The organism is Streptomyces sp. NPDC048361 (genome assembly GCF_040651795.1).
Lineage (GTDB): Bacteria > Actinomycetota > Actinomycetes > Streptomycetales > Streptomycetaceae > Streptomyces.
Genome location: NZ_JBEZKW010000003.1, coordinates 180327 through 200725, shown reverse-complemented (window position 1 = coordinate 200725; position 20399 = coordinate 180327). Strand labels below are relative to the sequence as shown.

Here is a 20399-nt window from a genome sequence, read left to right as displayed (position 1 = left end):
TCGTCCACCATGGCTGCGCCCGGAGCCGCTCGCCCGGTAGGCTTTCCGTGTGATCTTCAAGCGCATCGGAAGCGGGCGGCCCTACCCCGACCACGGCCGGGAAAGCACCCGGCAGTGGGCGGACGTCGCGCCGCGCCCGGTCCGGCTCGATCAGCTCGTGACCACCAAGGGCCAGCTCGACCTGGAGACCCTCCTCGCCGAGGACTCCACGTTCTACGGCGACCTGTTCGCGCACGTCGTGAAGTGGCAGGGCGACCTCTACCTGGAGGACGGGCTGCACCGGGCAGTACGGGCGGCGCTCCAGCAGCGCCAGGTTCTGCATGCACGCGTACTCGAAATGGACTGACTCCGACAGCCGGATGAGCCTTTCGGACCCTTTGCGGCGCATACGGGCGCACACGCGCGCCGAGCGTTGATCATTTAGTAGGCATCGCCACGGGTCGGCACTACCCTGCGCCTATGAGCATGCTCACTCCCCCCGGCATGGGCGGAAAGTACCGCATCAAGGGTGACGCGTACCCGCGGATGCGCCGCCCCCGCAAGCGCGGCCGGCTGGTCCTCGCGCTGGTCGGCGCGATCGTGGCCCTCGGCCTGATCGGCTGGGGAACAGTCCAGCTCATCGACGTGTTCGGCGGCGGCGGCAAGACCAAGGCCGCCGCCCACAAGAAGGGCTGCCCCGCGCCCGTCGCGTCGGGCAAACCGGTCGCCGCACCGCAGGCCCTGCCGAAGCCCGGCCAGATCACCGTCAACGTCTACAACGCGACCCCGCGCGGCGGCCTCGCCAAGTCGGTCGCCGACGAGCTGAAGAAGCGCGGCTTCGCGATCGGCAAGGTCGGCAACGCGCCCGAGGAGTACGACAAGAAGGTCCCCGGCAACGGGGTGCTGCTCGGCGCGCCCACGGCGACCCGCGGCCCGTTCTCCGTACTCGGTACGCAGCTCAAGGGCGCGGCGCAGAAGACCGACACGCGTGAGACGCAGGACGTCGACCTGATCATCGGCACCACGTTCGCGGCGCTGAACACGCAGAAGGACGCGGACACGGCCCTGGCCGCCCTGGCCAAGCCCGCACCCGCGCCCTCCGGGAAGTGCTGAGAGCGGCCCGCTGCGGAGAGCGCCCCGCGCGGGGCGCTCGCCGAGCCGGGGCCGCACCGGCCCCGCCCGAGTTCGCCGATCGGTGGACTCGTACCCGCTAGTCGGCGGTCCCGTACATCCGGTCGCCCGCGTCGCCCAGACCCGGCACGATGTAGCCGTGCTCGTTGAGGCGCTCGTCGACCGAGGCGGTCACGACCGTCACCGGCGTGCCCGCGAGCTCGCGTTCCATGACCTCGACGCCCTCGGGCGCGGCGAGCAGCACCACGGCCGTCACGTCGTCGGCGCCGCGCTTGATCAGCTCGCGGATGGCCGCGACGAGCGTGCCGCCGGTCGCCAGCATCGGGTCGAGCACGTACACCTGACGGCCGGAGAGGTCCTCGGGCATCCGGCTCGCGTACGTGGAGGCCTCCAGGGTCTCCTCGTTGCGGATCATCCCGAGGAATCCCACCTCGGCGGTGGGCAGCAGCCGCACCATGCCGTCGAGCATGCCGAGGCCTGCGCGCAGGATCGGCACGACCAGGGGGCGCGGGTACGAGAGCTTCACGCCCGTCGTCGGCGTCACCGGCGTCTCGATGTCCACCTGCTCGGTGCGCACGTCCCGGGTGGCCTCGTAGGCGAGCAGGGTGACCAGCTCGTCGGCGAGCCGCCGGAAGGTCGGGGAGTCGGTGCGCTTGTCGCGCAGCGTGGTGAGCTTGTGCGCCACGAGAGGGTGGTCGACGACATGGATCCGCATGACGTCCACAGTAGCCGGGGCACAAGGGCACCGCGTCCCATCCGTCCTCGGTCCGAGCTGGCGTCAATCGACCGAACGGGGGGAAGGTGGAGAGGCAGGAACCGAACCCGGGCGGTGTGACCCAATGCCGGACGAGCACGACCCCCAGCAACGACGTGAGCGTCAGCCACAACCGGAGAGCGACGCGGAGCGCAGGCGGCGACGCGCCCACTTCCTGCGCGAACTGCACGAGGCGAAGGCCCTGCGCGACCGGGTCCAGCCCCGGCGCGCCCGCGCGGCCCGTATGCGCCAGGCCATGCGCATGCGAACCTTCCGCTGGTGACCCGCGATACCGGTGCTTCGACGGCCCCGTGAACCACGGCCACCGGGAGCCCCGGGCGGGGTGGCCGGAACCCGTGATCACGACGTGTCGGAACCCGTGATCACGGCGACCGGGAAAACCCAACCGCGGAAGAACTCTCGCAACCGCGGTGTTTTCTGCCACGATTCCGAAGGAAGCCACAGCCGGGGGGACCCCCAACCGGCATGTCTATGACCAGTGGGAGAGTCACGGTGTACTTCGCCGCACTGCTCGCGCGCACCGAAGACGGGTGGGAAGCGAGCGACACAGAGCTCGACGATGTGGAGACGCTGTCCGACCTGGCCGACCTGGCCAGGGAAGCAGCAGCGGACGGGGCCGACGACACGGTGCTCGTCTTCATCGAGCAGGAGGACGCCTGGTTCGGCGTCGTCCGCGTCGACGGCGAGGAGGACCCTCGTGTCTTCGTCTCCAACGCCGCCGTCGCCGCCCGCTCCTCGTACGGGGCCATGCTCACCGACGAACTGCTCGGCCACGACCAGGACGACGAGGAGGACGAGCTGGACACCCTTGACCTCGACGGCACGGAGGACGGATACGAAGACGAAGCGGCCGAACCGGACGACGTGGCGGACGCCGTGGACGGACCGGACGGCCCTGACGGTTCGTCGGACGGCGCCGCCCCGGCAGGACCGCTCGGCGAGAGCGCGATCCTCGCCGACCTCGGAGTGAGCGAGCGCCGCCTCCTGGCACTCGACGGCGACGCCCTCGTGACGATCGCGGACGCGCTGGGCGCGGCCGAGGTCCTGGAGGCCGTCCGCTAGTGCCCGACCCGCACGATCCCGTACGCGAACGGTGGGCGGAGCCGATGCGCTCCGCCCTGGCCGGGGCGGCCCGGGCCGAGTCGGCCGGCGACGTGCCGGTCGGCGCGGTCGTGCTCGCCCCGGACGGCACGTTCCTCGCGGCGGGCCACAACGAACGCGAGGCGGCGGGCGATCCGACCGCGCACGCCGAAGTCCTCGCCATCCGGCGCGCGGCCCTCAAGTGGGGCGAGTGGCGGCTGACCGGCTGCACGCTCGTCGTCACCCTGGAGCCGTGCGTGATGTGCGCGGGCGCCATCGTGCAGTCCCGGCTCGACCGGGTCGTGTACGGCGCCCGCGACGACAAGGCCGGCGCGGCCGGCTCCCTGTGGGACCTCGTACGCGACCAACGGCTCAACCACCGCCCCGAGGTCGTCCGCGGAGTCCTGGAAGAGGAGTGTTCGGCGCAGCTCACGGCGTTCTTCCGGCAGCGGTGATCCAGCTCTCCCCGAACCGATTTCAAACCACGGCCCACCTTGGGCTAAGCTCTCTCTCGGTAGCGTGTCCGAGCGGCCGAAGGAGCTCGCCTCGAAAGCGAGTGTGGGGAAACTCACCGAGGGTTCAAATCCCTCCGCTACCGCAGGTAGACGAAGGGCCCGGTTCATCTGAACCGGGCCCTTCGTGCTGGTCCGTCTCAGTTTCCGTCTCAGTTGGGGCGTGAGGCGGCGCCATTGCCCTGCAATGACTCGCTCACAGCATCGAGGGCCGCCGTCATGCTGCGCGGGGCGGGGCCAGGCGGGCTGCGGGTGCCGGCGCCAGCCATCGACTGGTGTTCGTCGACCGACTTGTGGCCACGCTGATCCATCTGCGGCACGACCTGCCGCACTCAGTGCTGGGGCTGCTGTTCGGTGTCGACCGTTCCACCGTCACCCGAGCGATCGCAGAAGTACGCACGCTCCTGGCCGAACGGGGGTACGCGGTCCCCGACCACCCCGGCCTGCGTCTTCGGACGCTCACAGACGTGTTCGCCTACGCCCAGGCCGAGGGCATCGAGCTGCGGCTGGACGCCACCGAGATCCAGGTCCGCAGGCCACCGCCCAGCCGCGGCGGCCGACGCGCGTTCGTCTCCGGCAAAAAGAAGCAGAACACCATGAAGGCCACCGTCATTGCTGACTGGCGAGGCCGCACATGATGGGCTGATGCCCTGCGGCCTGGACGTATGCACGACGCCACGGCTGCCCGCAACGAAGGCATCGACATCTGCTTCCAGCAATTCCCCGAACGTCGAAGTCCCCCTGGGCAACGGCTACCTCGGCCTCAGCCGCGACCACCGCGGACAAGCGATCACACCACCCAGAAAACCGCGCCCAGGAGCACTGCCCGGCAGAGTCGAACAGTGGGAACGCGACCGCCACGACCACTCATCCGACCGCATCACCGTCGAACACGCCCTCGCCGACCACAAACGCTGGAACAACTGACCCACTGGACCCACCGACGCGACCGCCTGCCCGACACCTACCGCGCCATCGCCGGCCTCGTCTCCGACCGCACCGCCACCATCTGAAGACCGCCGTCAGCAAGGCCAACACACCTCACCGCTATCACGCACCAACTCGTAAGGGCTCGCAGAGAATCAACGTGTTGCGTCGCGTGATTCGGCTCGTTGGTCTGGTATGGGCATCCCGGACGATGTTTGCCGTCAACTCGCTGTGAGGTTCCGGGTGTTGTTCCCGCATCTGGACGAGCGGCAGCGGCGGCTGCTGATGGGGGCCGAGGCCCGGGTTCTGGGACGGTGGTGTCCGCGCGGTCGCAAGGGCGGCCCAGGCAAGCGAGACGACGGTCCGCAAGGGTGTGGACGAGTTGGAGGCCGGCGAAGGCCCGTTGGGCCGGGTGCGGAAGCCAGGCGGTGGACGGAAGAAGGCCGTGGAGCTTGATCCAGGGCTGCGGCCCCCGCGCTGCTGGCGCTGGTGGAACCAGACGAGCGGGGCGATCCGATGTCGCCGCTGCGCTGGACGGTGAAGTCGACCAGGAACCTTGCGGCCGAACTCACCCACCAGGGGCACAGGGTGAGCGCGGACACGGTCGGAGACCTGCTGCGCCAGGAGGGCTTCAGCCTCCAGGCCGGCTCCAAGACCATCGAGGGCAAGCAGCACCCGGACCGTGACGCCCAGTTCCACTACATCAACGAGCAGGCCAGACAGCACATGGGCGTCGGCCGGCCGGTGATCAGCGTGGACACGAAGAAGAAGGAACTCGTCGGCGACTACAAGAACGCCGGGCGTCAGTGGCGGCCCGAGGGCGAGCCGGTACTGGTCAAGGCGCACGACTTCCTGGGCCGGCAGGGACCGGGCAAGGCGATCCCGTACGGGATCTATGACATCGCCGCGAACACAGGTTGGGTCAGCGTCGGCACTGACCACGACACCTCCGCGTTCGCTGTCGCCTCCATCCGACGCTGGTGGCAGGCCCGAGGCCGGCACGACTACCCGGCCGCCGCCCGTCTGCTGATCACTGCGGACGCGGGCGGATCCAACGGTTACCGCACCCGCGCCTGGAAGACTCACCTCGCAGCCCTGGCCACCGAGACCGGCCTGGACATAACGGTCTGCCACATGCCGCCGGGCACCTCGAAGTGGAACAAGATCGAGCACCGGCTGTTCTCCCACACCTCCATGAACTGGCGCGGCCGCCCGCTGACCAGCCACGACGTCATCGTGAACAGCATCGCGGCGACCACCACCCGCACCGGGCTGAAAGTCCACGCCGAACTCGACCATGGCACCTACGACACAGGCATCAAGGTCACCGACAGCGACATTGACGCCCTGCCCATGCACCGGCACCGCTTCCACGGCGACTGGAACTACACCCTCCATCCACGACCCCGCGACACCGCCAAGAACCCGCGGCTGGCCGGCGATCCGTCCCCGCAGCACCGCACCTGGCATCTGCGACATCCGGAGCTGACCGGCATGCCCGAACCGGAACTGGACGAACTCCTCGGCCAACTCGCCCCGACACTCGATGAGTTACGTGAGCAAAAACGGCTACAGCAACGAGGAGGAGAGCGCGTCCGAACTCGCGGCGCCGGGGCGAAGGACAAGCTCACCGCCACCGACAGAGTCCTGGCCACCGTGCTCTACCTCCGCAAACTCGGCACCCAAGACCTGCTTGCCCAGCTCTTCGGGGGTCAACGGCAGCACCCTCACCAGGGCCGTTCACCAAATCCAGCCCCTTCTGGCCGAGCACGGCTACACCATTCCACCCTCGACAGCCGGGTTCCGCACACCCGCTGACGTCACCGCGTTCCTCTCGAACAGCGGCCCCACAAAGATCAAATCAACACGTTGATTCTCTGCCAGCCCTTAACAAGCCGGTCCGGCATTCGACGCGGTTCCTCTTCTTGTACATCTCGCGGTCGAATGCGGACGGGCGGCCTCCGTCCGAGCCCCTGCGCAGGCGGTGGCTGGCCTGGTCACGCTTCTCCGGGATGGTGTGCGGGATCTGTCGGCGGCGACGCCACGGCCCAGCATGGGCGGCCCACAGCCGGAGCCTTACTCGGGCGATTAGACGCGTGCTTTCTGGGCCGGTACGCCGGCATGGGCTCGACGTGCCTCCACGTCTGGCCCGAATTTGGGGCGGGGGTGGGCGCTGTCCCTGATGTGGTCCAGCGCGGCAAGCAGGGCGATAAGGGGTTCGCCAGCGTATTCCAGTTTGACCACTCGTCCAGATTGTTCGAGGTATACGGCAGGCGGGAGAGCGGCGGTGCCACCGTGGCTGGCGGAGTACATCATCCAGGTTCCCAGGCGTCGCAGCAGAGGCGTTTTAATTTGAGGCACTTCAGTTCAACGACGCTTCTCTGCAGAAGGATTGGACCATTCGGGGGCCCGGGCAGAATGCGTACCCACCTTCGCGGCGACCGGAGGGGCCAATCGAGTGGCGATCGGATCGGAGCGGAGCCGAACAGGCTCTAGGGCGTTAAGTGCGGTATGGAACCTAGGCAATTGTGGGAACGCCATGCGGTGCTTGCGAGGGCATTTTGTATGAGCGACGATCATGTGCGGGAAACTCAGGTGTCGCTGGATGAAGCGCAGGCCAACCGGAGCCAGACGCTGGCAGCGTTCGCCGTCACTGTGGGCAGTGACGGGGTGGTGGCGGGACTGCTCGGGCTGCATGAACGGGAGGTGCGGCAGGCCCGGCGCTCCGTGGGTAAGGACAACGCGCGGAGCGTTGCCGATTCGCTTCTCGTTCCCCCGCCGCGCCAGCAGGACGAACCTGTTCCAGAGGCGTATGACGCATTCGAACCGCCGGCCGCGGGACAGACCTATGCCCCGCCGTCGGCGGGGCCGAGTCCGCAAGGGCAGGCTTATGGTCGGGTTCCGCCTGCTCAGGGGCAGGCCGTTCAGGCCGCACCGGCACAGGGTCAGCCCTCTCAGAATCAACCGCAGCCTGCGGTTGCGCAGGAGCCGTACGATTATCCAACGACGCCGCCTGTCAGGCCGCCCGCGTCCGCCTATCCGGCGGCGGGTGGACAGCAGTGGACGGCCGCACTGGATGCACTGCTGGTCAACAGCTGGCAGCAGGGTCTCGACCTGACCGTTCTGGCGAGTCAGTTTGGGCTGGAGCTGGTGCAGTTGGTGTCCCGCGTGCAGCAGCTGTCCGCCGAGGGACGGATGAGCGAGCAACAGGCCCGGGAGTCGGGCCGTCACCGCCGCTCCCGGGGCCAGGCCGCACCGGCGGATGATTCTGGATACGACGAGAACTCATCCGAGCACTGCAGGTACCCGTCCTCTGGCGTCGGTGCCGTACCGCCCCCGCCTCTAGCAGGCCACCCAGGGGCCTGGACGCAGGAATACTACGAGCCGTATGTTCCAACCGATGCCCCGACCGCCGCTTACAACTGGGACGGGATCCTCAACCATTGGCAAATGGCCTCGCCAGGTCCGCAGTAGGTTCGTGCATGGTGGCTGGCCCGACGGTACGCGCCCATATGGCTAGCCACCGCCGTAGGCCAGCCAGGCTTGGGCGCGCTGCCCGGGGCCGACCGAAAGCTCCATCATCTAAGCATTAATGCGCCTGGACAGTTCCCCCAATTCGACGTTGAGTCGCATAAGTCTCATAAAGAAACGTTATTTCACGCCGCAGCCTAGCGGGGTTGGCTCCGCCCCCGTGCGCGTAATGCGTGAGGCGCCCCCTTGCGCGCCTCTATTGCGCCCCTGCTATTCGACGTAACATCCCATGCAAAAACGTTATTCCATTTCCATGACAGGGCCGTAAGCCCGCTTCGCTCGTTCCTTCAAACGTCCAATATGTGCAAACCCAGGACTTCTGGAGTGAAATCGCTATGGCTGTAAGCTGGGCGAGACGTATCGCCGTCATCGAACCCGCCCCCAGAACAGTGCGGTACGCCAGGTATCTCGCTCCCCACTGGAAAGGACTGACCCGGCTGGAGAGCGATAATTGTATTGGCCTCCTTCCTGCGGTGCTGCTCTTCACTATGGCCGCCCTGACTCTTTTCGGCGCGGGCGGCGCCGGCCTCGCGTGGCTGGCCGACGCCTTGACCGGGCACCGCCGACTCCCGTACCTGTGGCTGGCGTTCGACGCCCTTGCCGGTACATCACTGGCCCTGTCGTACTGGCTTGTCAGCCGCCACGCCCTGCGCTTCTACGAGGTGGAACCTTCCGTATCGCCCACCTGGCGGCTCGTCACCATCGCCAACACCGCATGGCGGTGCCTCCCCGCCTACCATCGCGACGCCCAAAAGCCACGGCTGCGGGCCATCAACACCGCCGCCCGCCTGCTGCTCACCGACCCAGACGACTCCCACACCCGCCGCGTTCTCACCGAACACGCTGATGCCCTACGCCACCTTGCCACCACCGTGCTCCATGAGACACAACAGGACCAGCCGGACACCGACAGCCCAGCCCTCCCCTTCGCACGCTCGGCGCGACTGAAGGCAGGCCAGCCCGCGCCCGCACGCGCGCAATAGCCGCACTCGCCACGGCTACCCGTCGGGCCAGCGTTTACGGCCAGCCCCCATGCTGCCCTTCCGCGACGCCGCGGTCCCCAAGGATGGGCGCGCCGGCGCACAGCCCGGTGCGACGTGCATGTCGGGCACTTGGGTCCCGGGGCCTGGTGCCGCTGCGGTAGCGGTGCGACACGCCGGTGACGTAAGCCATCCAGGAGTCAAGGCACGCCCGATGTGCTGGGGGCGCGCCCGCAGCCCAAGGCCGCCATGACAGGGGCCGCGGGCGCACCAGACCTCCCTGCCCTGGCCGGTTTCGCCTTAGGGCTGGCAGAGAATCAACGTGTTGATTTGATCTTTGTGGGACCGCTGTTCGAGAGGAACGCGGTGACGTCAGCGGGTGTGCGGAACCCGGCTGTCGAGGGTGGAATGGTGTTGCCGTGCTCGGCCAGAAGGGGCTGGATTTGGTGAACGGCCCTGGTGAGGGTGCTGCCGTTGACCCCGAAGAGCTGGGCAAGCAGGTCTTGGGTGCCGAGTTTGCGGAGGTAGAGCACGGTGGCCAGGGCGAAGTTGCAGAGCCGCATCAACAGGTCGATGCCCCTGCCATTTGTGTCTTTCACCGGCAGGGGCAGTTCGCCGGTGAGCTGGGTGCGCCGCCAGCACACCTCACGCGGGTCGGGAACGGTGATCTCCCACCCGGTGGGGTGGATGCGGACCGACTGTCCGTCGCTGCGACCCAAGTCCAGCCGCGTCGCCCCGTCAAAGCCCGGGGCAACGCGGATGTGCACGGGCTGGGTGTCTTCGGACAGTGCGAGTGCTTCGATCAAGTCCAATGCCTCCTTGAGAGCGGCTCCGTTGAATACGCCGCACCCGTCCTTGAACAACCCCACCATGAGTTCCTGGCGGTGGCTCCCGGTCGTGCCCTGAGCGGATAGGTCGGGCGACAGGGTGGCCGTTCTTCTGGGCGTAGACGGTTCCGTCAGGCGTACGGAAGTACCGGAAGTGGCTCTGTGCGTAGTCGGTGATGATCTGCCGGGCCGGAGTCTTTTCGTCCTCGGACATGGCTACATCCCCAGTGCGGCGCGGGCGTTGGCCCACGCGTCCGCACAGTGCCGGCCCGATTCGCCCACGGTCTGAGCGGCGGCGAACAGGCGGTCTGTGTGGGCGTCGGTGAGGCAACCGCACCGGCCGTGTGTGGAGAGCACGGCCAGGAACGTGGCGTACACGGCTGCGTGAATGCCGCTGGACGCCTCGCTGATGCGCTGCACGGTCATGGTGATGCCGCGTTCCAGGAACGCTGGCGTGCGGTGAGGGTTCAAATCCCTCCGCTACCGCTTTCACACCCTCCTGATCTGCGGAAACGCAGTCAGGGGGGTGTTTTGCGTGCGTCGGGAACGGCCCCCGAGCCTCTTCGCCGGCGTACGGCACGCAATCCTCTTCGTCGGCGTACGGCACCCGACGCGAGGAAGCCCCGGCCGCTGGGCGACCGGGGCTTCGACGTTCGGGCGGGGGGAGCGGCATCGGGGGGACAAGCCGCTCCCCCCGATGAGAACAGGACCTGCAAGCCCGCGCCGCAGTCAGGGGGGAAGCTTGCGGCGCGGACCCCGCAGTGAGGTCCTGTTCCTCGCCCACCGCATTCCTGCCAGATGTGGTGGGCTCAAGAACCATCCTGCCCTCCCGTCACGTCCGTACCGTCGGGCAAAGGGCCTCGATCGCGGGGTCCTTGGTCCTTAAAGGCCGGGTGAGTACGGGCGGAGCTGCAGTTAGACTCACCCGACCGCACAGGGGCGGCGCCGGGGAGGGGTCGGGCACAGTGGACATCAAGAAGGTCCTGCTCTACATAGCCGTGGTCTTCGTGCTTTACACGATCATCACGTCGCCCGTGCAGGCCGCCGGAATGGTCCAGACCGGGTTCGAGGGCATATCGAGCGCGGCCAAGGGTGTCGGCGAGTTCATGACGAACCTGATTCGCTGAGCCGGCGGAGCCCCTGGGCCGGTGTGGTCCGTTGCGGTCCCTCGCGGTCCGTTGCAGTCCCTCGTGTTCCGTTGCGGTCCGTCATGGCCGTCATGGCCGCCGCAGGCCACATACCTGGTTCCGTACGGCGCGAGCCGTGCCGTATGCCCTGAGTCATGTCATAGGAGAGAGTCATGATCCGCCACCTGGTCCTGTTCAAGCTCAACGAAGGCGTGGAGCGCGACGACGAGCGTGTGGTCGCCGGTGTGAAGGCCTTCCAGGAGCTCGACGGGCTCGTTCCCGAGATCGAGTTCTGGGAGTGCGCCTGGAACATCACCGACCGGCCCATCGCGTACGACTTCGCCATCAACTCCGCCGTGGCGGACGCGGACGCCCTCAAGCGCTACATCGAGCACCCCGCGCACCAGGCGGCGGCCGGCCAGTGGCGCGAGTTCGCCACCTGGGTGATCGCCGACTACCCGTTCTGATCGTCTGATCCGACGTCTGATCCGACGGCGGCGTTCTCACGTCGGCCCGCGGTAATCGGCCGCGCGGTTGTCGGCCCCGCGGTTCTCGCGGCGAGCCCGCTACCGGGGCACGCGTACGGAGAACTCGTTGCCGTCGGGGTCGAGCAGCAGGGCCCGTCCGCCCTCGCTCTCGGCCGCACCGCCACCTTCGCCGTTCCCCGCGCCGTCGCCGTCGCCCTCGCCCTCGTCCTCGCCCCAGCCCGTGCGCGTCGCACCGAGCGAGACGAGACGTTCGATCTCCCTGTCCGCGGCGGCCGCATCGGCCCCTGCGGGGAGCGCGAGCTCCAAGTACAGCCGGTTCGGGCCCGACTTCGGCGCCACCGGTGGACCGCCCCAGGTGATCTTCGTGCCGCCTTCCGGCGACTGGATCGCGGTCTCCTGATCCTGGTCCCACACCAGCGGCCACCCCAGCGCCTCGCTCCAGAAGTAACCGACCTCCCGCGTGCCGTCGCACGCCAGGGCTCCGACGAAGCCGGTGTCGGCGAGGAAGCGGTTGCCGGCCGCGATGACGCAGAACTCGTTGCCGTCCGGGTCGGCGAGCACCACGTGGCCCTCTTCCGGGAGTTGACCGACGTCGATGTGGCGCGCACCCGCCGCGAGCGCCCTGTCCACCGTCCGGCGCTGCTGCTCCGGCGACTCGCTCGTAAGGTCGAAGTGGGCGCGGTTCTGGCCGGTCTTCGGCTCGTGACCGGCCGGCAGGAATCGCAGGCGGAACCCCGCGCCGTCGGGGGGCCGGACCGTGACGGCGCCGCCGGGGCCGCCGACCGCCTCCCGGTCGAGCAGCCCGGCCCAGAACCCGGCGAGGCGCGACGGCTCGGGCGTGCGGAAACAAAGCGCGAACAGCTCGCTGGTCATACCCGTCACACCCATCACACCCGCCATCTGCTCAGCGCGATCGCAGCGTAGGGCGGTCGTACGCCACCCGCACCCGGGTTTCCGCCCGGGCGGGGACCATGCGCGGAGCAAGGACACGGCCACCCGTTCGGCACAGCGGGCTGGAGAACGGCGGGGGCTGCCGTGGCGCCAGGACCGGGACATCACCCCGCCGCCGCCCGGTGTCACCCCCGGCCCCGCGGTGCCCCTGCGGGGACTGGGCCATCACCCTCCAGGCGGGGCCATCTGCCCCAACTTGCCCTCAACACGTGGTTATACGGTGCTTGCACACAGTGGACATGTCTTGTGATGCTATGACCGCTTTTGACGGATGAGTTGACCGAGGATCGAGATCCCAAACCAAGGACTAAGGGGTGGCGTGACCGTGCCGGCCAGTACTACGCCTCAAGTGCCGCCCCAGAACGAGCCCCAGGACGCCCCCGACGTGCCCGCCCAGGACTCGGAGGGCCCCAGAGGACCCGTCAGAACCGCCTCCACCAGGGGCGCCGACACCCGTGCCCTCACCCAGGTGCTGTTCGGCCAGCTGAAGAACCTCGAACCGGGTACGCCCGAGCACGGCCGCGTACGCGGGGCGCTGATCGAGGCGAACCTGCCGCTGGTGCGGTACGCGGCCGCCAGGTTCCGCTCGCGCAACGAGCCCATGGAGGACGTCGTCCAGGTCGGCACGATCGGGCTGATCAACGCGATCGACCGGTTCGACCCGGACCGCGGCGTGCAGTTCCCCACCTTCGCGATGCCCACCGTCGTCGGCGAGATCAAGCGGTACTTCCGCGACAACGTCCGCACCGTGCACGTACCGCGCCGGCTGCACGAGCTGTGGGTGCAGGTGAACGGCGCCACCGAGGACCTGACGACCCTGCACGGCCGCTCGCCGACGACGGGCGAGATCGCCGAGCGGCTCAGGATCGGCGAGGACGAGGTGCTCGCCTGCATCGAGGCGGGCCGCTCCTACCACGCGACCTCCCTGGAGGCCGCCCAGGAGGGCGACGGGTTGCCCGGCCTGCTCGACCGGCTCGGTTACGAGGACCCCGCGCTCGCCGGCGTCGAACACCGCGACCTGGTCCGCCATCTCCTTGTGCAGCTGCCCGAACGCGAACAGCGGATCCTCATGCTCCGCTACTACAGCAACCTGACGCAGTCCCAGATCAGTCAGGAACTGGGCGTCTCACAGATGCACGTGTCAAGGCTTTTGGCCAGGAGCTTCGCCCGACTGCGATCCGCAAATCGAATCGAGGCGTGACCGGATCGAGTGATCCGGGTCCCTGACACCTCCAGGGAAAAATTTTCGCCAGGAAAGTGCCGCACCCCCTGCATCCTGCGGGTACTCCCAAGCGCCTTGTCGACATGTCACTACAGCGTGTTGCCGACATGTGACATTCTGCTGAAACCGCGTTTGCCGCAGCCCCCCGTCCGGTATTCAGGTGGAGGCTGCTTCCTCCGATGGTCGTGGCCCAACGCGACCGTCCGCGACCGCCGCAACTTCCAGGGGGTTGGCATGTCCGTAGAACTGGGCAGCTCGAAGGTGCTCACGCTCACCAAGAGCGCACCGGCACCCGCCGTGCACCGACACGCCGCAAACACCGCAGCCATCGACACCCGCACGCTGTCCCGCTCCCTGTTCCTGCGCCTGGCCACGCTGGACACCGACAGTCCGGAGCGGACCTACGTACGCGACACCCTCATCGAGCTCAACCTGCCGCTCGTGCGGTACGCGGCGGCCAGGTTCCGCAGCCGCAACGAGCCGATGGAGGACATCGTCCAGGTCGGCACGATCGGCCTGATCAAGGCGATCGACCGGTTCGACTGCGAACGGGGCGTGGAATTCCCCACGTTCGCGATGCCCACGGTCGTCGGTGAGATCAAGCGGTTCTTCCGCGACACGTCGTGGTCGGTGCGGGTGCCGCGCCGCCTCCAGGAGCTGCGGCTCGCCCTCACCAAGGCGAGCGACGAGCTCGCCCAGAAGCTCGACCGCTCGCCCACCGTGCCCGAACTGGCCGCGGTTCTCGGCGTGTCCGAGGAGGACGTGGTCGACGGGCTCGCGGTCGGCAACGCCTACACCGCCTCCTCGCTCGACTCGCCCACCACCGAGGACGACGGCGGCGAGGGTTCGCTCGCGGACCGGCTCGGCTACGAGGACACGGCGCTCGAAGGCGTCGAGTACCGCGAGTCGCTGAAGCCGCTGCTGGCCAAACTCCCGCCCAGGGAGCGGCAGATCATCATGCTCCGCTTCTTCGCGAACATGACGCAGTCGCAGATCGGCGAGGAGGTCGGCATCTCGCAGATGCACGTCTCACGCCTCCTGACGCGCACGCTCGCCCAGCTCCGCGAGGGCCTGATCTCCGACTGACCCGCCTCGCGTATCCGACTGACCCGCCTCGCGTCTCCGACCGACTCACCTCGCGTATCCGGCCGACGCATCTCGCGCGCCTCTCAACCAGGGGCGCGCGCTCTAGTTAATTGACGCATCGTCAGCCACACTGGCGCGATGCGACGACGTGCTGTGCTGATCGGCGTCTCGGCGACGGTGGTACTGGGCCTGGGCCTGGGCCTGGGCGGCACGCTTGCGGCGTGCACGGGCGGCGGCTCCGGAACGGGGTACGTGGCGGTGGGCGCGGCCGGCACCGGCCCCTCGGGCCCTGGCCACGCGGTGCCTCCCAGCGGAAAGGTGGCGCTCGTTCCGCTGGACGGAGCGGGGGATGCGGGCTCGGGTACGCGTCCGGCATCGGGTATGTCCGATGTTCCGGGTACGGCGGGTCGGTCCGCTCCGTCCGCCCCATCGAGCGGACCGAGCGCACCGGGCGCATACGGCCCCTCCGGTACGCCCGACACCTCCGGCACGACCGGCTCATCCGGTACGCCGTCCGACACGGCGGGGCCAGGAGAGGGCATCCCCGCGGAGAATCGCGGTAACGCCCCCTCTTCTCCCGGCGGTTCACCATCCACCGGCCATGCGCCAGGAGGCGCGCCCAGCACCCCACCCGGTACGCCCTCCACCCCGGGCAGGCCCGCGCCGCCCACACCGCCCGCAGGGCCCGCGGTACTCAGCGTGGGGGCGCCGAGCCGCTCGGCGGGGGATCACCGGTGGTGCGAGAACGTCACGGTCCGGTTCCACAACACCGGGGGTACGGCGGTGACATCGGGCAGTGCCGTGTTCGCGACGCACATCATCGGGCTGCTCGGGGTGGACTGGGCGACCATCACTTCCCGCCAGGCGCTGCCGGCCCCGATCGCGGCGGGGGCGGTGGTGTCGCGGACGTACGGGGTGTGTGTGGAGGCGTGGCGCGTGCCGCTCGGGATGCGAGTGGAAACCCGCTCGATAACGGCCACTTGGCAGTAGCCCGCGCCCCGGGTGGACCTCCACGACGGGCTGAAGATGTGCCTGCCGGTCGGCACCGGGCAGTCAAGGGGCGCGGAGGCCCGCGTGTGCTCGGCGGGGTTCACGGGAACCGGTCGCCCGCGGATGCGATGCCGTGGCGTCAGCCCAGCGCCAGCCACCCCACCGCCGCGAGGATCACGATCACGGCCACCACGCCGACGATGAGACCGACCCGCGGGCCCGCGGGCGGCGCCGCCGGGGTGGCCGGCTGGCGGCTCTGGGGCGCGCCCTCGTCGACGAAGGCGCGGAACATCTGCGTGGAGCCCGCGGGGTCGTAGTTGCCCTCGGGACCCTGGGGTGCGTGGGGGTTGTGTGCCATGGGGCAGGACCCTAGCGAAGTTGAGGGTCGGGCCCAACCCCCGCCCCCGCGCGAACGCGCCCGCGGGGCGGCTCCGGCGGCCTCGCGGCGCGCGCGCCCACACCCCCGTCACCACCCCCCTCACCACCCCCGTCACCACCCCCTCACCACCCCCGTCACCACCCCCTCACCCTCTCTCCCCGATCACCCCACACCCGCCTCCGCAAGCCCCCGACCTGCACCTTGGGTTTTCACTTGCGAATGCTTTGCTTTTCCTTTGCCGCCAACCCCGTCATTTAGTTTGCCTTCGGCAACCAACAATCTTATGGTTGCCCGAAGCAACAAGATTTCGGGAGGTGTCCATGGCCGCGCAGAGCCTCTATGAGGAGCTGGGGCGACAGCTCAGTGCGATCGGCGCCGTCAAGCGCGGGCTCGCGCGGATTCTGCCGTCCGAGTGCCCCGCCGGCTCGGCCGCCGTGCTGACCCTCCTGGAGCGCCACGGCGAGATCCGGATCAGCAGGCTCGCCGAACTCCTCGCGGTGGACATGTCGGTGACGAGTCGTCACGTGGCGCACGTCGCCCAGCGAGGCTGGATCGAACGGTCCGCCGACCCCGCCGACAAGCGCTCGCGCATCCTGCGGCTCACCCCCGCGGGCCGGGCCATGGTCGACGATCTCGGGCTGCGCACCACGGAGATGTTCGCGCACACCCTGGGCGACTGGACCGACGACGAGGTCGGGCAGCTCAACGCGATGCTGGCCCGTCTGCGCGAATCCTTCGGGGACTGCAGGGCACCCCACACCCGGGTTCCCGAGACCCGCCCACCGACCCGTACCCCCGCTTAGCAACACCCGGTGCCGCCGGGCGACGAGCTCGGCGACAGACCCGTACACCCGCCAACAGACGTACAAGACAAGGAATTTCATGGCTACGACCACACCAGCCGGTGTGCGGGGCGGCCACGCCAAGCACGGAGGGCACGCGCCCTCCGAGAGTGGCGCGCCGATGACTCACCGGCAGATCATGGAGGCGCTGTCCGGACTGCTCCTCGGCATGTTCGTCGCGATCCTGTCCTCGACGATCGTCTCCAACGCGCTGCCGCACATCATCAGCGACCTGGGCGGCGGCCAGTCCGCGTACACCTGGGTCGTGACGGCCTCGCTGCTCGCGATGACCGCGACCACCCCGCTGTGGGGCAAGCTCTCGGACCTGTTCAGCAAGAAGCTGCTGGTCCAGATAGCCCTGGTCATTTACGTGTCCGGCTCGATCGTGGCCGGTCTGTCCCAGAGCTCGGGCATGCTCATCGCCTGCCGCGTGTTCCAGGGCATCGGCGTCGGCGGTCTCTCCGCGCTCGCCCAGATCATCATGGCCGCCATGATCTCGCCGCGTGAGCGCGGCCGTTACAGCGGCTACCTCGGAGCCACGTTCGCGGTCGCGACGGTCGGCGGACCGCTGCTCGGCGGTCTGATCACCGACACCAGCTGGCTCGGCTGGCGCTGGTGCTTCTACGTCGGCGTGCCGTTCGCGGTCATCGCGCTCATCGTGCTCCAGAAGACCCTGAAGCTCCCCGTAGTGAAGCGGGACGTCAAGGTCGACTGGACCGGCGCCGTCCTGATCAGCGCCGCGGTCTCGCTGCTCCTGGTCTGGGTGACCTTCGCGGGCAACAAGTACGACTGGATCTCGGGACAGACGTACGCGATGGTCGGCGGCTCGATCGTGCTCGGAGCGCTGTTCGTGCTCGTCGAGTCGAAGGCCAGCGAGCCGATCATCCCGCTGCGCCTCTTCCGCAACCGCACCATCACCCTCGCCTCGCTCGCCTCGCTCTTCGTGGGTGTCGCGATGTTCGCGGGCACGGTCTTCTTCTCGCAGTACTTCCAGTTGGCGCGCGGCAAGACGCCGACGATGTCCGGTGTCATGACGATCCCGATGATCGGCGGACTCTTCATCGCGTCCACCGTCTCGGGACAGGTGATCACCAAGACGGGCAAGTGGAAGGCGTGGCTGGTCAGCGGCGGTGTGCTGGTGACGGCGGGCCTCGGTCTGCTCGGCACGATGCGCTACGACACGCCGTACTGGCACCTCGCCATCTACATGGCGCTCATGGGCCTCGGCATCGGCATGATGATGCAGAACCTGGTCCTGTGCACGCAGAACCAGGTCTCCCCCGCCGACCTCGGCTCGGCCTCCTCCGTCGTCGTCTTCTTCCGCTCCCTCGGTGGTGCGGTCGGCGTTTCGGCGCTCGGCGCGGTCATGGCCAACCGGGTCACCCACTACGTCACCGACGGCCTCACCGCGCTCGGCCCGCAGGGCGCCGCGGCGGCCAAGAGCGGCAGCGGCGGCTCCGGGGCCATCCCGGACCTGGCGACGCTGCCCGCGCCGATCCGTACCGTCATCGAGAGCGCGTACGGACACGGTGTCGGCGATGTGTTCCTGTACGCGGCGCCGTGCGCGCTGCTCGCGTTCCTGATCACGCTGTTCATCAAGGAGATCCCGTTGCGTACCCGTGCGGTGGGCGGCGCCGAGCCGCAGTCGCAGGAGGCGCCCGCCGTCGCTGCGGCGCCCGCCCAGGCCCCTGCCCAGGTTTCCCCCCAGGCGGCGGTCCAGGCCCCGGTGGCCGACACCCTCACCGCTCCCGTCCTCGACGGCACCCCGGTGCGCGGCACGGTCCGCGGCGCCGAGGGGGCGCCCGTCGCCTCCGCCGCCGTCACGCTGATCTCGCTCGGCGGCAGCCAGTTGGGCCGCGCGGTGGCGGGCCCCGACGGCGGATACCTGCTCGCGGCTCCGGGCGCCGGCAGTTACGTCCTGATCGCCGCGGCCGACGGCTTCCAGCCGCAGGCCTCCACCATCGTCGTGGGCGCAGATGCGCTCGCGTACGACATCCTCCTGTCCGGCACCAGCGGCCTGGTCGGCGCGGTGAAGGCGGCGGAGACCGGGGCGCCCGTCGAGGGCGCGATGGTGATCGTGACCGATGTGCGGGGCGACCTGCTCGCCACCGGGAAGTCCGGTACGACGGGTGACTTCACCTTCGGCGAGCTCGTTCCCGGCCAGGTCACCGTGGCGGTCAACGCGGACGGCTTCCGCCCGCTGGCGCTGCCGGTGGAGATCTCCGGGCACGGTGTGACCCGCATCGAGGCCGCGCTCCAGGCCGGCGCGCTGGTCCAGGGCACGGTACGCGGCGGCGCCGACCGGCGTCCGCTGGCCGACGCCCGGGTCACCCTGCTCGACGCGGCGGGCAACGTGGTCGCCGGCGCGACGACGGGCGACGACGGCGCGTACGCCTTCGCCGACCTGAACTCCGGCGAGTACACGGTCATCGCGACCGGCTACCCGCCGGTGGCCGGCTCGCTGACCGTGGCCGGCCGCGGTGTCGACGGCCACGACATCGAACTCGCCCACCCCGGCGAGTAGTTCGGGCCGAACGGTCCGGACGAGTAGTTCACAGACCCCCGGGCGCGGCCCCGCTTCGAGCGGAGGCGGGAGCGCGCCCGGCGTGGAAATGGGCCCCGGGGAAGGGGCGGCGGGCAGGGGACGGCCGGCCGTCCCGCCCCCGGGGCCCGGCCTTTCACACATGGCCTTTTGCACGTGAGTTGCACTTGAGGAGAGAAAACGGGATGGGACTGCGGGCACAGGTACGCACGCGCGACGGCTGGGCGATCTCGCACGCCGTGGTGACGATGACCGACATGACGGGCGCGCAGGTGCTGCGCGTCGGCGCGGCGGAGGACGGTTCGGTGTCGGCGGACGTGGCCCTCACGCCCGGCCCGTACACGGTGATCGTGACGGCCGTCGGTTACGCGCCGGCCGCCTCCACGGCGCTGGTCACGGCGAGCGGGCGGGCCGCGGTCGGCACGGTGGTACTGGCCCGGCAGGGCGGCGTGGAGCTGCCGCCGCCGGGGCCCTGGACGATCGACCCGGCACATTCGTCGGTCGGCGCGGTCGCCCAGCACCTCGGGATCTCCAGCGTGCACGGGCGGTTCGGGGAGTTCGGCGGACGCATCGAGATCGCGGAGGACCTGGAGAAGTCGCGGGTCGAGGCGGTCATCGGGGCGGCGTCCATCGACACGGGCAACGCGATGCGGGACGGCCATTTGAAGTCCGCGGACTTCCTGGACGTCGAGCGCTTCCCGCAGATCACCTACCGCAGCACGGACCTGGCCCCGGCCGGGCCGGACCGCTGGACGGTACGGGGTGAGCTCTCGCTGCACGGAGTGGTCCGCGAGGTCGACCTCGACCTGTCGTACCTCGGTACGGGTCCCGACCCGTGGGGCGGGGTGCGGGCGGCGTACCGGGCGACGGCGGAGCTGCGGCGGGAGGACTTCGCGATGAACTACAACCAGGTGGTGCAGGCGGGGATCTCGGCGATCGGCACGACGCTGCGGGTCGAACTGGACATCCAAACGGTCCAGGGCGCCACCCTCCCCACGGCGTGACCCCGGGCCGCCGGGCAACCCCGCTT

General features: G+C 69.3%; 19 protein-coding genes, 1 tRNA gene and 5 pseudogenes. 17 read left to right on the top strand and 8 right to left on the bottom strand.

Annotated features, from left to right (window positions below):
• Positions 1-49: 49 nt before the first annotated feature.
• Positions 50-346 (top strand): type II toxin-antitoxin system VapB family antitoxin, encoded by a 297-nt coding sequence (locus AB0D31_RS03290; protein WP_053725882.1) that lies wholly within the window; start codon positions 50-52, stop codon positions 344-346.
• A gap of 113 nt (positions 347-459) precedes the next feature.
• Positions 460-1092 (top strand): LytR C-terminal domain-containing protein, encoded by a 633-nt coding sequence (locus AB0D31_RS03285; protein WP_362716239.1) that lies wholly within the window; start codon positions 460-462, stop codon positions 1090-1092.
• Between the two features lie 97 nt (positions 1093-1189).
• On the opposite strand, the gene upp is transcribed toward AB0D31_RS03285, so the two are convergent.
• Positions 1190-1825 carry a uracil phosphoribosyltransferase gene (gene upp / locus AB0D31_RS03280; RefSeq protein WP_267058439.1) on the bottom strand — a complete coding sequence of 212 codons (636 nt, stop codon included), beginning with the start codon at positions 1823-1825 and terminating at the stop codon, positions 1190-1192.
• 124 nt (positions 1826-1949) lie between these two features.
• Here upp and AB0D31_RS03275 point away from each other — a divergent pair, with 124 nt between their 5' ends.
• The 6 genes and pseudogenes from AB0D31_RS03275 to AB0D31_RS03250 all read left to right on the top strand — a co-directional run bounded on the left by AB0D31_RS03275 (position 1950) and on the right by AB0D31_RS03250 (position 6277).
• Positions 1950-2147 (top strand): hypothetical protein, encoded by a 198-nt coding sequence (locus AB0D31_RS03275; RefSeq protein WP_362716237.1) that lies wholly within the window; start codon positions 1950-1952, stop codon positions 2145-2147.
• Positions 2148-2356: 209 nt separating this feature from the next.
• The gene (locus tag AB0D31_RS03270; RefSeq protein ID WP_362716235.1) at positions 2357-2947 is read left to right on the top strand and encodes a hypothetical protein; all 591 of its coding nucleotides are present in this window, start codon (positions 2357-2359) and stop codon (positions 2945-2947) included.
• A 44-nt stretch (positions 2948-2991) separates the two neighbouring features.
• Positions 2992-3420 carry a tRNA adenosine(34) deaminase TadA gene (tadA, locus tag AB0D31_RS03265; RefSeq protein ID WP_362716290.1) on the top strand — a complete coding sequence of 143 codons (429 nt, stop codon included), beginning with the start codon at positions 2992-2994 and terminating at the stop codon, positions 3418-3420.
• Between the two features lie 58 nt (positions 3421-3478).
• A tRNA-Ser gene (locus AB0D31_RS03260) sits at positions 3479-3563 on the top strand.
• A 101-nt stretch (positions 3564-3664) separates the two neighbouring features.
• Positions 3665-4490: pseudogene (locus AB0D31_RS03255) on the top strand (transposase family protein).
• Between the two features lie 109 nt (positions 4491-4599).
• Positions 4600-6277, top strand: a pseudogene (locus tag AB0D31_RS03250) (ISAzo13 family transposase).
• 33 nt (positions 6278-6310) lie between these two features.
• Here the strand turns inward: AB0D31_RS03250 and AB0D31_RS03245 are convergent.
• Positions 6311-6442 (bottom strand): annotated as a pseudogene (locus AB0D31_RS03245) (IS5/IS1182 family transposase); the annotation flags it as partial.
• Between the two features lie 527 nt (positions 6443-6969).
• On the opposite strand from AB0D31_RS03245, the gene AB0D31_RS03240 reads away from it, so the two are divergent.
• Both AB0D31_RS03240 and AB0D31_RS03235 read left to right on the top strand, forming a co-directional pair.
• Entirely contained in the window at positions 6970-7878 is a 909-nt protein-coding gene (locus tag AB0D31_RS03240) for a hypothetical protein (protein WP_362716232.1), read from the top strand.
• 359 nt (positions 7879-8237) lie between these two features.
• On the top strand, positions 8238-8918 hold the full coding sequence (locus AB0D31_RS03235; RefSeq protein WP_362716229.1) for a hypothetical protein: 681 nt from the start codon (positions 8238-8240) through the stop codon (positions 8916-8918).
• A gap of 314 nt (positions 8919-9232) precedes the next feature.
• Here AB0D31_RS03235 and AB0D31_RS03230 read toward each other — a convergent pair.
• From AB0D31_RS03230 to AB0D31_RS03220, 3 genes and pseudogenes are all read right to left on the bottom strand, one after another.
• A pseudogene (locus AB0D31_RS03230) lies at positions 9233-9457 on the bottom strand (transposase family protein); the annotation flags it as partial.
• Positions 9458-9956 (bottom strand): annotated as a pseudogene (locus tag AB0D31_RS03225) (ATP-binding protein); the annotation flags it as partial. It lies immediately after the preceding pseudogene.
• Positions 9957-9958: 2 nt separating this feature from the next.
• On the bottom strand, positions 9959-10168 hold the full coding sequence (locus tag AB0D31_RS03220) for a hypothetical protein (protein WP_362716226.1): 210 nt from the start codon (positions 10166-10168) through the stop codon (positions 9959-9961).
• Between the two features lie 539 nt (positions 10169-10707).
• On the opposite strand from AB0D31_RS03220, the gene AB0D31_RS03215 reads away from it, so the two are divergent.
• Together AB0D31_RS03215 and AB0D31_RS03210 are read left to right on the top strand one after the other, a co-directional pair.
• Positions 10708-10869 carry a hypothetical protein gene (locus AB0D31_RS03215; RefSeq protein WP_167158291.1) on the top strand — a complete coding sequence of 54 codons (162 nt, stop codon included), beginning with the start codon at positions 10708-10710 and terminating at the stop codon, positions 10867-10869.
• 173 nt (positions 10870-11042) lie between these two features.
• The gene (locus AB0D31_RS03210) at positions 11043-11336 is read left to right on the top strand and encodes a Dabb family protein (RefSeq protein ID WP_328311620.1); all 294 of its coding nucleotides are present in this window, start codon (positions 11043-11045) and stop codon (positions 11334-11336) included.
• A gap of 99 nt (positions 11337-11435) precedes the next feature.
• Here the strand turns inward: AB0D31_RS03210 and AB0D31_RS03205 are convergent, their stop codons facing one another.
• Positions 11436-12230: a VOC family protein gene (locus tag AB0D31_RS03205; RefSeq protein ID WP_362716222.1), complete on the bottom strand. Its 795-nt coding sequence runs from the start codon at positions 12228-12230 to the stop codon at positions 11436-11438.
• A gap of 403 nt (positions 12231-12633) precedes the next feature.
• Here AB0D31_RS03205 and AB0D31_RS03200 point away from each other — a divergent pair, with 403 nt between their 5' ends.
• Together AB0D31_RS03200 and AB0D31_RS03195 are read left to right on the top strand one after the other, a co-directional pair.
• The gene (locus AB0D31_RS03200; RefSeq protein WP_362716219.1) at positions 12634-13509 is read left to right on the top strand and encodes an RNA polymerase sigma factor SigF; all 876 of its coding nucleotides are present in this window, start codon (positions 12634-12636) and stop codon (positions 13507-13509) included.
• 255 nt (positions 13510-13764) lie between these two features.
• Positions 13765-14616 (top strand): RNA polymerase sigma factor SigF, encoded by an 852-nt coding sequence (locus AB0D31_RS03195; RefSeq protein ID WP_362716217.1) that lies wholly within the window; start codon positions 13765-13767, stop codon positions 14614-14616.
• Positions 14617-15344: 728 nt separating this feature from the next.
• Here the strand turns inward: AB0D31_RS03195 and AB0D31_RS03190 are convergent.
• Positions 15345-15596 (bottom strand): hypothetical protein, encoded by a 252-nt coding sequence (locus AB0D31_RS03190; RefSeq protein ID WP_362716215.1) that lies wholly within the window; start codon positions 15594-15596, stop codon positions 15345-15347.
• A 149-nt stretch (positions 15597-15745) separates the two neighbouring features.
• Positions 15746-15964 carry a hypothetical protein gene (locus tag AB0D31_RS03185; protein ID WP_362716212.1) on the bottom strand — a complete coding sequence of 73 codons (219 nt, stop codon included), beginning with the start codon at positions 15962-15964 and terminating at the stop codon, positions 15746-15748.
• 341 nt (positions 15965-16305) lie between these two features.
• Here AB0D31_RS03185 and AB0D31_RS03180 point away from each other — a divergent pair, with 341 nt between their 5' ends.
• From AB0D31_RS03180 to AB0D31_RS03170, 3 genes are all read left to right on the top strand, one after another.
• On the top strand, positions 16306-16788 hold the full coding sequence (locus tag AB0D31_RS03180; protein WP_362716209.1) for a MarR family winged helix-turn-helix transcriptional regulator: 483 nt from the start codon (positions 16306-16308) through the stop codon (positions 16786-16788).
• 79 nt (positions 16789-16867) lie between these two features.
• Complete coding sequence (locus tag AB0D31_RS03175; protein ID WP_362716206.1) at positions 16868-19351, top strand: MFS transporter; 2484 nt, start codon at positions 16868-16870, stop codon at positions 19349-19351.
• A 203-nt stretch (positions 19352-19554) separates the two neighbouring features.
• Complete coding sequence (locus tag AB0D31_RS03170; protein WP_362716203.1) at positions 19555-20373, top strand: YceI family protein; 819 nt, start codon at positions 19555-19557, stop codon at positions 20371-20373.
• Positions 20374-20399 lie beyond the last annotated feature (26 nt).

What these genes read in the sequence shown, in the direction of transcription:
- AB0D31_RS03285 (WP_362716239.1), top strand. Translation starts at nt 460, where the DNA reads ATGAGCATGCTCACTCCCCCCGGCATGGGCGGAAAGTACCGCATCAAG.
- upp (WP_267058439.1), bottom strand. Translation starts at nt 1,825, where the DNA reads ATGCGGATCCATGTCGTCGACCACCCTCTCGTGGCGCACAAGCTCACC.
- AB0D31_RS03275 (WP_362716237.1), top strand. Translation starts at nt 1,950, where the DNA reads ATGCCGGACGAGCACGACCCCCAGCAACGACGTGAGCGTCAGCCACAA.
- AB0D31_RS03270 (WP_362716235.1), top strand. Translation starts at nt 2,357, where the DNA reads ATGACCAGTGGGAGAGTCACGGTGTACTTCGCCGCACTGCTCGCGCGC.
- tadA (WP_362716290.1), top strand. Translation starts at nt 2,992, where the DNA reads ATGCGCTCCGCCCTGGCCGGGGCGGCCCGGGCCGAGTCGGCCGGCGAC.
- AB0D31_RS03240 (WP_362716232.1), top strand. Translation starts at nt 6,970, where the DNA reads ATGAGCGACGATCATGTGCGGGAAACTCAGGTGTCGCTGGATGAAGCG.
- AB0D31_RS03220 (WP_362716226.1), bottom strand. Translation starts at nt 10,168, where the DNA reads ATGACCGTGCAGCGCATCAGCGAGGCGTCCAGCGGCATTCACGCAGCC.
- AB0D31_RS03210 (WP_328311620.1), top strand. Translation starts at nt 11,043, where the DNA reads ATGATCCGCCACCTGGTCCTGTTCAAGCTCAACGAAGGCGTGGAGCGC.
- AB0D31_RS03205 (WP_362716222.1), bottom strand. Translation starts at nt 12,230, where the DNA reads ATGACCAGCGAGCTGTTCGCGCTTTGTTTCCGCACGCCCGAGCCGTCG.
- AB0D31_RS03195 (WP_362716217.1), top strand. Translation starts at nt 13,765, where the DNA reads ATGTCCGTAGAACTGGGCAGCTCGAAGGTGCTCACGCTCACCAAGAGC.
- AB0D31_RS03185 (WP_362716212.1), bottom strand. Translation starts at nt 15,964, where the DNA reads ATGGCACACAACCCCCACGCACCCCAGGGTCCCGAGGGCAACTACGAC.
- AB0D31_RS03180 (WP_362716209.1), top strand. Translation starts at nt 16,306, where the DNA reads ATGGCCGCGCAGAGCCTCTATGAGGAGCTGGGGCGACAGCTCAGTGCG.
- AB0D31_RS03175 (WP_362716206.1), top strand. Translation starts at nt 16,868, where the DNA reads ATGGCTACGACCACACCAGCCGGTGTGCGGGGCGGCCACGCCAAGCAC.
- AB0D31_RS03170 (WP_362716203.1), top strand. Translation starts at nt 19,555, where the DNA reads ATGGGACTGCGGGCACAGGTACGCACGCGCGACGGCTGGGCGATCTCG.